This is a genomic window from Streptomyces palmae (assembly GCF_004684805.1).
Classification (GTDB): domain Bacteria; phylum Actinomycetota; class Actinomycetes; order Streptomycetales; family Streptomycetaceae; genus Streptomyces; species Streptomyces palmae.
Genome location: NZ_SRID01000214.1, coordinates 1 through 11,672, shown reverse-complemented (window position 1 = coordinate 11,672; position 11,672 = coordinate 1). Strand labels below are relative to the sequence as shown.

The window sequence follows — 11,672 nt, the reverse complement described above, 5'->3', positions numbered from 1 at the left end:
CCCCCGCCCCGCCGGTCGCTGTCGACGCCCCGGCGCCGGCGGTTGAGGCGGCGCCGGTTCCCTCGTGGCAGGCACGCATTACGCCGGTCGCGTCGGTCGCCCTTGACCGTGAGTGGTGGCACAACGCCTACGGGCAATGGGACACGGCCACCGTGGGCCGTAAGGGCGCCCCCTCGGCCATGGTCAAGTTCGCCAAACTCGCGGAATCGCTGGGATGGTCGGTCGCTCTGCGCGCCGGATCGGTCGAGTTCGAGGCCGACACCCTCACCGGCGTGTGGGAAGCGGAGTGCACCGGTTGGATGCATGACAAGCTCAACGGCGGGATGGGTCTCGTGGTGCTGTCCCTGATCTGGACTCAGGCAGAGGGCACTAGGCGCTGGACGTTCGATCAGCAGCGGTCCGGGGTCGAACTGGGCGGGCACGTCTACACCGGCTATGTGACGCTGCCCGACTACGAACGCGCGGCACGGCAGGCGCACGTCACGGCCGCACCGGATGCGGTCCGTCCGGAGAGCGCCCCCGCGCCCGCCGGTGTGTCGGACCCGGGCAACGTGGACGGATGGGAGGGCGAGGGCGGCGCCCTGGCCGTCAACGTCGACGCCGACACGGCCGAGACCGAGACGGCGGAGGAGCGGGACCCGACCACCCCCGGGGACATGGTCGCGTGCTTCCTGGTGTCCTCCGGTCACGCATCGACCCGCGCGCGGGTGCTGTGGTGGCTGCCGCGTCGGGACGCGGCGGCAGTGTGCAGTGATGAGCGCACCCACGGCACGCGGTGGGGCCTGCACTGGACCGCAGACCCGGGCGAGCGCGGCACGGACTGGGACTTCGTTGCCGACGATGGCCGGTTTGCCGAGGTACTGGCAGGGGTGCACGCACAGCCGGTGACGGCCGAGGGATACGAAGAGCGCAAGCCCGGAACTTGCAGCCCTGACGGCTGGTGCCGTCACGCGTGGCCGTGCGGCCGGGACTTGGAGCAGTGGGAGGCCAAGCAGCCGAAGAGCCGCGCAGAGTTGCGACGTGAGGCACAGGCCGAGGCGCGGGCAGCGAAGGCCGCTGCTGTCGAGCCGGCGCCGGAGACGGCGGCCGAGGAGAAGGCGGCCGAGGTGTGCGAGACGTGCGGGCGGGAGCGGCACCCGGAAACCACCCTGTATAGGGAGGCGTGCCGCCCGCAGCACTGGAATTGCAGCCGCGCCAACACCGGTCACGGCGCCATCATCGAGACCGGCGTCCAGGAGGAGGAGGCCGCGCAGGCCGACCCCGGCGCCGCCAAGACGGCCACGGTCGAGGCGGCGGCCGAGACGGCCACGGAAGAGACGGCGGATATCGTCATCCGCCACACCCACGAGGACGGCACGATCATCGAGGGTTCCAGCAAGGGCGACGGCGTGTGGGAGGCGTTGAAGCCGCTTGGCTGGACCTACCGGCGAACCCCGGGGATCTTCATTCGGGGCAGCCGCTACAAGTCCGCCGACCGTTGGAAGATCGGCCGGGCCGTGGCTGCGGTGCGCGCGCTGGGCTGGTCGTGCGTCGAGGTCATCGAAGAGACCATGTCATTTGAGGAGCGGGAGGCCGCACGCGTCGGCGCTGCGGAGGAGCGCGCGGAACGGTTCGAGGAGCGGGCCGGGCGTGCGGCGGGTGCCGCGCAGGCCGCGCGGGACGCGTCCGACAAGATCAGCGAACGCTTTTGGATGGGCCAGCCCATTTTGGTTGGACACCACTCCGAAGAGGGGGCTCGCCGTGATCAGGAGCGCATGCACAACCAGATGCGCAAGAGCATTGCGGAAGGCAAGCGGGCCGGGTACTGGGCGAACCGTGCGGCGGCAGCGGCGGCATACGAGCGGTACCGGAAGAACCCGGGCCGTACCCTGCGCCGGATCGAGACGTTGGAGGCGGAGCGGCGCAGGGTGCTGCGCGAGCGTGACGGCGTCGATGACCGCGGCCGTAAGGCTGACGTGTGGCGCAAGGAACCGAGCGAAGCGCGGCGCGCGGAGCTTGACCACCTGGTGGCCGAGTACGACGAGGAACTGACGTACTGGGCGGAGGTCATCAAGGAGGCGGAGCGGCGCGGCTTCAAGGTGTGGGGGAAGTCCGACTTCGTGAAGGGCGACTACGCCCGGTACCGCGGCACCTGGTACGAGGTGACCCGCGTCAACGCGCAGTCGGTGACGATCCCGCACATTCTCGCGGAGTTTGACGGCGGGGCGGTCGGCAGCGTGGGCGGGTGCCGTGTGGTCACCCGGGCCGCGGCGCAGGCCGCCGGACGTATGGGCGTCCACACCTACACCGCGAAGTACAGCGACGGCGTCACGGGCCGTATGTCCGCGGAGCAGATGCGAGCCGCGCTCGCCGGCGAGCCGATCCCGGTCGACCCGCGGGACGTCCAGCCGGACGCCGACACGACAGAAGTCCGGGGGGAGGACTCGCCGGCCGGAGCGGAGCGGACGTCCGCTCTGGCTGACACGGTGAGCGACCCGGGCGGCGTGGACGGGTGGGAAGGGGAGGGCGGTGCCGTGCCCGGCGTCCCCGCCCCGGCCGCACCAGCCGCCCTCGGGGCCACCCTCGCCCAGGCCGAGAGGGAAGGCGCCGACCAGGAGCAGGAAGCGGCGGACGCCGAGGCGCGAGTGTACGCGGCCGGTCACCCCGCCTACATGGAGTGCTGCCGCGTGCAGGCGGTGCTGCACCAGTTCGCCGAGGAACACACGGACATGGACGACGCGGCGGAGTGGGCGTTCGACGCCATGCTGCGAGCCCAGGAATGCGCCCACGCCCTCATGGAGGGCGACCGGGCGCGGGCGGAGGAACTCGCCCGGGAGGCCAAGGGGGAGCGGGTAGCGTTCACCCTCGGGCGCCTGGAGGACTCCGGGGCGATCGGCCCCCACGGCGAGGGCGTGGCGCTGCTGGACGAAGCCACACGGGACCTGTTGACGTGGTACGCGGCCCCCTACCCGGTGCGCTGGTTGTTCCGCGCGGACCGGCCCCGAATCCTGCACATCTGCCACGGGCCGGGCGGCTGGTCGGTGGGCATCCGTGACGTGCTCGGCGCAGACGCGGACATGGTCGGAATCGACCTGGACGGCGGCGCGGTGGCCACCGCACGGGCAGCCGGCTTCTACATGGTCCACGGCGATGTGACGGCGCTGGACCCTGAGCACCCCGCCCTACGCGAGGTGACAGGCGTTGTCCTGAGTCCCCCGTGCCAGCCATACAGCCCCGGTGGCCTCCGGAAAGGCCGCTACGCGGCGGCCATCGCCCTGATCTGCGACGTGATTCGGGGCGTGGGCGCGGCGGCCGGGTTCCTGGCGGTGCACGGGGCACCGACCGGCTATGCCCCGCGCAGCGGCGACACCTGGGAAGAGGTGCGCGCCCCGCTGACCGCGCTGGACGACGAGCGGGCCGGACTGATGGCTGAGGTGGCCATCTGGCCACTCGCCATGCTGTGCCGGGGCGGCGCCCTCCAGTGGGTTGCCGTGGAGCAGTCCAGCGCGCTGCCCCAGCAGATCGAAGAGGCGCTGTTCACCGAGTTCCGACAGGCCGGGTGGGGACAGACCCTCTCGGAGGTACTGGAGGCGGCCGACCACGGCGCGCCGACCCGCCGGAAGCGGCGGTTCATGACCATGCACCGATCCGCCGCCCCCCTCCCGGCGGCCGAGCCCGCCAACCCGCTGCCGGTGGTGACGTTCGCGGAGGCCCTGGGCTGGGACAAGGGCCACAGGGTCAAGACACGCGGCAATCGGCGGATCGACCCCGCGACCGGTAGGCCCAAGGGCGGGGGCGACTTCAACGCCGACACCCCGGGTATCTGCGTCACCGCCACGGCATACGGGTGGCAGCGGGAGGCCGACGGGCTCAAGCTGACTCAGCCCGAGATTGGTCGGCTGGTCGGATTCGACGCCGCCTACCCGTGGACGCACGTGGGCCGGGGGCGTGGGGTGCGCCACCTGGCACAGCAGGCCGCCGACGTGGTGTGCCCGATGGTCGCCGCCCGGGTGATCGGCCGAGTCCTGGGCGTGGACTGGGAGGCACCCACCCGGGCGTACGTCGCCCGGCTCTACCGACCAGCGGCAACCACCGCCCCCACCCGCGCAGCACTCCCTGCCGCGCCGGTCCGCCCGGCTCTTGCGCCAGCACCCGCGCCGGCGCCGGTCGCGGTGCCGTACCAGCCGCCCGCCCGCACCATCGCCCCGCCGTACATCGCCCCGGACAGGGAGCAGCTGGTCGAAGCGGCGCGGGTGTGGCAGATGCCGCAGCCGTTCGGGCGCCCGAAGCACCCTGTCCAGCGGCTGGCTGGCCTGTACGGCCCAGCGCTACTCGCCCTCCTGGTGCTCGCGGTGCTCGGCGCACCCGTGGCGGGCGCGGTGAGCGGCGCCGTGCTTGCGGGCATGGCATGGATCGGCCGCCGCGCAGCACAGGGCGGGGCGGCCCTGGCGACCAGTGCCGAACAGCCAGAGACCGGACGGCATGGCTACGCCCTGATCACATAGCGCGGCGTCCAGCGGGATCGACCTTGCCGCTGCACCCCGCACCCTCGGCAGCAGCCCGTCAGGGCGGGCGGGTTGCCCCGTCCGCCCGCTGAGTAGCGCACCGATGCCCTCCCCGGACTCACCCGGAGACCGGAACACCAGCAGGAACCCGCACGGTGGTTCCGCTATGCCAAAAAGGAGATCAAATATGCTAAACCCTGCTATTCGTGCTCTCGCTAGCCAGGTCTGCGGCGAACTCGGCGCAGAGTGGACCGTGGTGTTCGACGGCGCACACCTACGCCTCTCCCACGCCGACGGCCGCCGGTTGGGCGTCTCCGGAATCCCCAACGGGTGGGACTCGAACGGTCGTGACCGGGACCCGGAGCGTGTGAGTATTTGGGCCTGCTACCCGGATACCGACCGCTGTTTCCGTAAGGACGAGCGGATTGAGGCCACCGCGGCAATCGACAAAGGTGCTGTGAAGATTGCTCGGCAAATCCAGTCCGAGCGGGTCATGGGTCGCTACATGCAAACCCTGGACGCTGTGCGCGCGTACAACCAGGAAAAGGACTCGGCCCGAGCCGCTTTGGAAGAAAAGGGTCAGAAATTGGGCCAACTGTTCGCCCACGGCGCCACGGTGAAGGCCACCCCCTACACCTGTGAAATCTTCAGCCACCGCGGGGGACGTGAATTCACGGCCAAAATCTATTCCGGCAAGACATCGATGGAATTGCGCAACATGCCCCACGCGGTTGCGCTGGCGGTGACCACCGCCTACGAGCACGCGATGGCGGCGCACCATGGCGAGCCCCTCACCGAGCCGAAGCCCGCCCCGGCCCCGTCCGCAACGCCCATGGGGTTCCCAGACGCCACTAGTGACCCGAGTACCCTCGACACCTGGGGAGACGACGGCGGTGCGCAGCCGAACGTCACGCCACCCGCCCCGGCCGCGGCCGTGCCGTCGGCCCTCAAAACGCAGGGAGGTCCGGCCCCCAGCCCTCGCCTCACCGGTCCCAGAAGGGTGCCGCGCCAGTCCCCCCAAGCCCGGCAGCGCAGCATCCGCACACGCGTCGCCGCCAAGCCCAAGCGGATCTTCACCCCCGAGCCGGACCACCAGGAGCAGGCAGAAGTGACGGCCGCCGACAGTCCGGCCGGGGACCCCAGCACGGGCCAGCAACTCTCCGCCACGGCCCCAGCGCGCCCAGCGGAACCGCCCGCCACACGCCCCAAGGGATCCAAGAAGAAGGCCCCCCGAATCCCTGGCTCAACGTGGCCATTTCGCCACCAGGGCGCATCCCTTGCGACATATCAGGCCCCCGATGGCACATACAGCGTGGAGCAGTACCCCGACCGCGGACCGGCCGTCCTGGTCACCTCCGGGCATACCTCTATCCACGAGGCGCGCGACGCCGCACGAGCCGAGGTCGAACGCCACCCGGAACTGAACAGCGGCGGAGTCGCTGCAACCGCGGCCCTCGCTGAAACGCTGGACGTCTTCTGACGAGCAACCCGCCACCGGGTACGCCCTGCGCGGCAGTGCTGGAACACAGCACCAGCAGAGGTAAGCGCCCAGCAGAGCCCGCGCCCCCGCGCCGCAGCACCTGCTGCGCGGGCGCGGCTGCACCGGCCGCCACGCCGGCCGCGCGCCCCACGCGAGATGTGCATGCAGGTCGACACCAGGCCCATGACCCGACACCAAAACACCTCACCGAACGGAAACTCCCATGACCACTGTGGATCTTGAAAAGCGCACCGCTGAGTACTTCGTCGTCGTTGACGATGAGGGCGCGTTCACTAGCGGCGCCGACTACTTCCGCAGGGACCGAATTGCGCAGCGGCGAGTGCTGCACGTGGAGCGGCAGGCCGACCACCCAGAAGAGCAAGAAGCCCAGTGGGACGATCTGGAGCGCGCCCGCCAAGAGGCGTCTGAGTCGATCAAGATCCTGACCTATCCCGCCGTCAGCCACGGACGCGCAGCGTATTTCGCCATTTGGGAGCACGGCATTACCATGGCCGCCCACCGCATGGCAGAAGAGGTCAACCGTCATTGCGGCGCCCCTCGGGGGTGCATCCCGGATTGGATCGCGATTCGCATCACAGACGGCAGCAGCGATGGCGTGCGGTATATCGACGCTGAGGACGCCCGCGCCGCCCAAAGGCACCCCGATCAGTGCGTCGTGTTCCCGCTCATCGAACGGCGCCCGATGTCGGTAAGCGAATGTGAGTCATTCCTGCGCGTCATGGCCCACGTCCAGCACGGCTGTTGTGCCTACCCTGGCGAGCCACTGTCTTGCGGCCTTGGCTGGTGACTGATCAGGGGCGCGCCGGAAGCCCTCTGATCTGCTCTCAGCCGTAGGACGGCAGAGAGTGCAGCAGTTCCCCCGGCCCAGGGAGCGGGCCGGGGGCACTGCCATGCGCAGGCTGTCCAAGCTGGTCACGGCTCGTCCTCGGCGCCCCGGCCGATCCGATGTGATCCGCGGGCGCCTTCATCCGCTGCGCCTGTGCCCGTTACGGATCCGCGTGCGGGTCGTTGGGCTCGTTATGGCTATGCGTGAGGGTTCTCGGCCTCGTCTCTGCGTCATGTGCGCGGCTGACTTGGATGGCGGTCCCGCCTATCTGGTGACCGGGGGGTTGCGGTTGGGGCGACGCTGGTTTCCGCGGCAGTTGTTGGTCTGCACCTCCTGTTACGCCAGCGGCGCCCCGGACCCGGTCACCGGGCTGTCCCGCCCGCTCGCCGCGCGGCAGACGAGTAGGGCGTGGTGGGCGGAGTTGGCCGGCCGGGGCGAGTTGTTGCCGCCCACCCCGTGTATCGCCTGTGGTCTGGTGGTGGTACGGCGAGCGGAATCGCTGCTGCGAGGGGTGACGTGCTCCCGGGCGTGCCGGACATCCCTCACGCGCATCCGTAACGGGGGCCAGGGTTCGGGTCGCCCGTGCGGCGGGTGCGGGCAGCCCGTTACGTCAGGGCGTGCGGATTCTGCATACTGCGGTGGCGCGTGCCGGCAGCGGGCGTACCGCCGCCGGGTCGCTGACCGGGCCGCCGACCGGGTGCCGGACCCAGTGGAGGAGTTGCTGGGGGCGGCAACCCCCTTCGTTGACGGGCACGCCTCAGGGATCTCTCAGGCGCTCTACCGGGCGCTCTACCGTCTGAAGGTGGCACGCCTGCGCGGCCACGACCAGGCCGCGCTGCTGGCCCGGCTCGCCGCGATGGATCCCGGGCGGGTCAAGGTACCCGACACGCCTGCCGGCCGAAGGCTCCGGGTGGCCCTCCGCGGTATCCGTCCGGCCTGATTCCCCGCGGGCGCGTGGCGCCTCGGCAGTCCGCGGGTCCGGCTACCGCGGGCCGGACTACGAGGTTCTGGTGGCCCGGTGCTGCTCAAGGTCCTCCTCGGGGTGCTGGCCGTGGGTTAGTCGGGCAGACCCCTCACGCGGATCCGTAACGTCGGGGCGTGTGTGGCGGGTGCGACCGGCCGTTACGGCCAGGTGTGCAGCCGCTGAGTGCCGCGGGCCGACCGGCAGGCGGTGGCGAACCGCCGCCACGTCGTTCCTCGCTATCCCTCCAGGATCGGCACACACAGCCGTAACGGGGGGCGCCTTTGCAAGGCCCTAACCAGGGGAGTGTGCGAAAAACGCACCAAGAGTGCGTTTTTCGCACTAGGGTGGGGTCATGGTGAAGAAACCCATGGCGAAGCCCAAGATGAAGCGTAAGCGCAGCACCGAAGAGGTGCTGCGAGACACGGTCGAGGCGCTGCTGCGGAACACCGGGGAGCGGCCCATCGACATCGCGGCCGTCGTCGGAGTGAGCCGGACGGGAGTGGTCCGGCGGCAGGCGGGGACGGCGCGCTGGACGCTGGACGACTGCGACAAGCTGGCCACCCACTGGGGCATGTCGACGCTGGACTTGCTAGCCGGCTCGGAGCATGCCCTGGAGCTACTGCCCGCGGATCGGCTGGCTGCCGCGATCGGTGGCACGCAGACCTTGCTGCCGGTGGGTGATCCCGCCCCGTCGGTCCTGTCCGCCAAGGCGAAGAATCGCAAGGCTGCGGATGTCGTTGACAGTCCGTCCGGGCCGCCGCCGAACGGGTGATCACTCAGTCGCAGGACGGCGGCGCACGCGGCAGTGCCCCCGGCCCAGGGAGCGGGTCGGGGGCACTGCCGCATGCACTGTATCCGGGTCGGGGCAGTCGGTGCCGGCTGGCTCCGGCGGTGTGCCTGACCACGTGTCCGAGCGTCAGGCGGACGCCCACTCCAGCCCGAGCGCGGCCAGCGCCTGGAGCTTGTCCGCGCTCAGCTTCGCGCGCCTGCTCTTGCTGTTGCTCAGAAACACCCCGAGCTTGACTTCTGTGCCGTCCTCCAGCCGCTCCACGTGGGCCCTGGGGACCTTCACAGCGCCCGTGCGGGCCTTGTATTGCGCTAGGGCCGCCACGCCCCGCTCGAAGGCGCTCGCAGCCGTCTTGGGGGCCTTGGCGGGCGTCTCCTGCTCCGGCGGCAGGGGGGTCACGCCGATCGCCTCCAGGAGCTCGCGCTGTCGCTCGATCAGCCCCGCCCAGACCGTGTGCTGGCGCTGCTTGGCCAGCCACTTGCCAACGTCCATGCCGTGCACGGTGACACCGGGAAGCACGTCGGCCTGATCCGCGTCGGCCACCAGCTCGCGCACGGCGGCGTAGTGCCGCTGCCAGTCCGCCGGCCACTCGGGGTTCCAGTGCTCGTCCACGGCCTCCAGCGCGGCCTTCCACTCCGGGCGGTCATCCAGCGCACCAGGGCGGCGGAGATTGGACAGCCACTGCCCCACCGGTCGGTCGAGAGCCGTCGCGGACCGGGGCGCACACAGCGTCCAGTGCTCGTCGTAGTACGCCTTGGCGGCCTGAAGGTTCTCCTGGAACCGCTCATCAGCGACCGACCAGACCATGCCCAGCTTCTCCAGCCGCTGCGCACGCTGCCCGCTCATCTCCCCAGCTGCGTAGGCCCGCCGCTGCTCCGCCACCCACTGCCCAAGGGGTGTCGCACCCTCCCGATGTCCGTACGGCACTCGCGCGTTCCCGACCCGCTCGACGTACGCCTTGAGCTTCGCCCAGCCGCGCGCCCAGTCCTGCCGCTCCGTGTCGATCACGTTGAAGCTGACCCAGTCGGCGACCATCACCGGGTCACGCGGTGCGGCAAACCGAAGCAGGAGACGGGATTCTTCCTCGCCTTCCTCGGGCGGAGTGCCAATGTACTCGGACGGCTGCGCGATGTCCTTCTGCGGCTCCTGAGGGATCGCAAGCAGCTCGATTGCCTCTTCGTCGTGAGCGCGCAGACCCTCCAGTACCTTCACCAAGGGCCGATACGAGCCCGAGGTAAACATGTCCTCCGGTTGCTCACCGGGCTGAAGGAATACCGGAACGATCAAAGAGGCAAGCTTTCCCTCCCCCGGCTTTTGACGGAGAGCCCGGCCAATGGCCTGCACGATGTCGTGCGGCGCGCCCTTGGGATCCAGCAGGGCCACGGAGTCCACGGCCCGGATGTCCACGCCCTCGCCCAGGACGCGGCAGTTGGAGAGCACGGCCCGCCGGGCGGTGGTCCCGAACTTGCCGAGCACGTCCCGCCGGCGTTCTGGGACGTGCTCGCCGCACAGCCAGTCCGCCCAGATCTCGGAGGGGTACTTCTCGGGCCGGTCGGCGTGCAGCCGCTTGGCCACGCGCTCCAGGCCCTCCGCGTACGCCGCGGCCTCTATGGTCCGGTGGTGGAAGGTGATGCACGTCTGGAGGTTGTGCTGCGCCATGGTGTGCAGCAGCGCGGCCTGGAGCGCCCCGAGGCGCTGCCCGCGGACCTCCTCGGTGTGTCGGTCCTCGCCCATCAGCCGCTCGGGCGTGACGACCGGGTCCTGGAGCTCCAGGACGATGATCTGGTACCGCGCCAGCAGCTTGCGTGACACGGCCGACGCCAGCGAGAGCTTGTAGAGCACGGGCCCGAAGACGGCTTCGTCGTCCATGGAGGCCGCCATCTCACGCGGCAGCGCGTCCCGAACCCCCTCCGCGACCTCCCAGTGCGGAGGCCGCTCCTGCCAGATCCGGGGCGTCGCCGTCAGGTACAGCCGACGGTGCGCCGGGATCTTCGTCTGGTCGTGGATGTCCGCCCACGCCTTACCCATCGAGCCGGACGTCCTGTGCGCCTCATCGACCACCGCGAGGTCCATCGGGGCGAGCTGCTGGCCGTAGACGCCCTCGAACGCCTCCGTGAGCACGCCCAGCGACGCGTAGGTGGCGTAGATGGTCACCGGCCCCGTCCCGTGCCACAAAGCGAGCCGCACGGGGTTGGTGGTGCACCTGACACCCAGGTGCCACAGCTCCGGATCGTCCAGCGGCGAGCACACCATGACCGCCGGCCCCTTGTGTCCGGCGTCGTGCCACGCCTTCACGGTCTGCGCCAGGAGGTCCAGCGTCGGCACCACAACGAGAACGCGGCCCCGGGGCACAATCTTCTTCGCGGAAGCTGCCGCGATAATGGTCTTTCCCGTGCCACACGCGGCGTGCACCTGCCCGCGCAGGCCATTCCAAGGAATGCCGCCCGGCGGGATATCGAGGCCGCGAACAATTGCGGATACGGCCTCAATCTGGTGTTCACGCAGTTTCACGGCCATTCCCGTGTTCTCCTTTTCGCGGAATGAGGCGCGTAATCGGAATGAGAGTCCGGCGCGGCGACTGGCGGGCCGGGGTGATGGTGTCTGGTCCCAGACTCTACACAGTCAGCACCCGTGATGCATCATCCCCGCGATAGCTTCCCCCTGTAGGCTGATACTTGGCTGAATCCCGCCCCGTGCGCAAGGTTCATAGGGTATGCTTGCGGGGTATTGGTGAACGTGAGCGGACGGTTTCGGGAGTTGAGGGGGCGTCAGGGTGGAGCGCAGCGGAGCCCGTCACTGCGGTGGGGCCGACACCCCGTCAGACCGACGGTCCGTCACTCCCGTTGCGGGGGTATTAGGCAGTAACCCCAAGCCCTATACAGGCCCGCGCGCAATGCACCCCCTTGCTGCCAGCCCAGACACCCGCGCTTGCGCGGGTGTCCTCAATTCGCGCTTGCGCGAATTGACACGCGTTTAGGAATTCCGCTCGCGGAATTCAATTCCCGCGCTTGCGCGGGAATTTGGCGGAGCGTCAGCGGAGCCTTTCACCTGTCTCTTATACACATCTGACGCTGCCGACGATCGCATAAGTGTAGATCTCGGTGGTAGTC

At 70.0% G+C, this 11,672-nt stretch carries 6 protein-coding genes; 5 read left to right on the top strand and 1 reads right to left on the bottom strand.

The features are described from left to right. Positions 1-152 precede the first annotated feature (152 nt). From E4099_RS20810 to E4099_RS33690, 5 genes are all read left to right on the top strand, one after another. The gene (locus E4099_RS20810) at positions 153-4,484 is read left to right on the top strand and encodes a DUF3560 domain-containing protein (protein WP_135340609.1); all 4,332 of its coding nucleotides are present in this window, start codon (positions 153-155) and stop codon (positions 4,482-4,484) included. Between the two features lie 187 nt (positions 4,485-4,671). After that, entirely contained in the window at positions 4,672-5,964 is a 1,293-nt protein-coding gene (locus E4099_RS20805) for a hypothetical protein (protein ID WP_135340608.1), read from the top strand. Between the two features lie 223 nt (positions 5,965-6,187). After that, entirely contained in the window at positions 6,188-6,772 is a 585-nt protein-coding gene (locus E4099_RS20800) for a hypothetical protein (protein WP_135340607.1), read from the top strand. A gap of 841 nt (positions 6,773-7,613) precedes the next feature. Continuing rightward, on the top strand, positions 7,614-7,751 hold the full coding sequence (locus E4099_RS33110) for a hypothetical protein (RefSeq protein WP_167828437.1): 138 nt from the start codon (positions 7,614-7,616) through the stop codon (positions 7,749-7,751). Positions 7,752-8,127: 376 nt separating this feature from the next. Further along, positions 8,128-8,547 carry a hypothetical protein gene (locus tag E4099_RS33690; RefSeq protein WP_209446676.1) on the top strand — a complete coding sequence of 140 codons (420 nt, stop codon included), beginning with the start codon at positions 8,128-8,130 and terminating at the stop codon, positions 8,545-8,547. A 144-nt stretch (positions 8,548-8,691) separates the two neighbouring features. Here the strand turns inward: E4099_RS33690 and E4099_RS20790 are convergent, their stop codons facing one another. Further along, the gene (locus E4099_RS20790) at positions 8,692-11,079 is read right to left on the bottom strand and encodes a DEAD/DEAH box helicase (RefSeq protein WP_135340606.1); all 2,388 of its coding nucleotides are present in this window, start codon (positions 11,077-11,079) and stop codon (positions 8,692-8,694) included. Between the last annotated feature and the right edge of the window lie 593 nt (positions 11,080-11,672).

Excerpts from the sequence above, each read along its gene's own strand:
- E4099_RS20790 (WP_135340606.1), bottom strand. The coding sequence starts at position 11,079 with ATGGCCGTGAAACTGCGTGAACACCAGATTGAGGCCGTATCCGCAATT.
- E4099_RS20805 (WP_135340608.1), top strand. The coding sequence starts at position 4,672 with ATGCTAAACCCTGCTATTCGTGCTCTCGCTAGCCAGGTCTGCGGCGAA.
- E4099_RS33690 (WP_209446676.1), top strand. The coding sequence starts at position 8,128 with ATGGTGAAGAAACCCATGGCGAAGCCCAAGATGAAGCGTAAGCGCAGC.
- E4099_RS20800 (WP_135340607.1), top strand. The coding sequence starts at position 6,188 with ATGACCACTGTGGATCTTGAAAAGCGCACCGCTGAGTACTTCGTCGTC.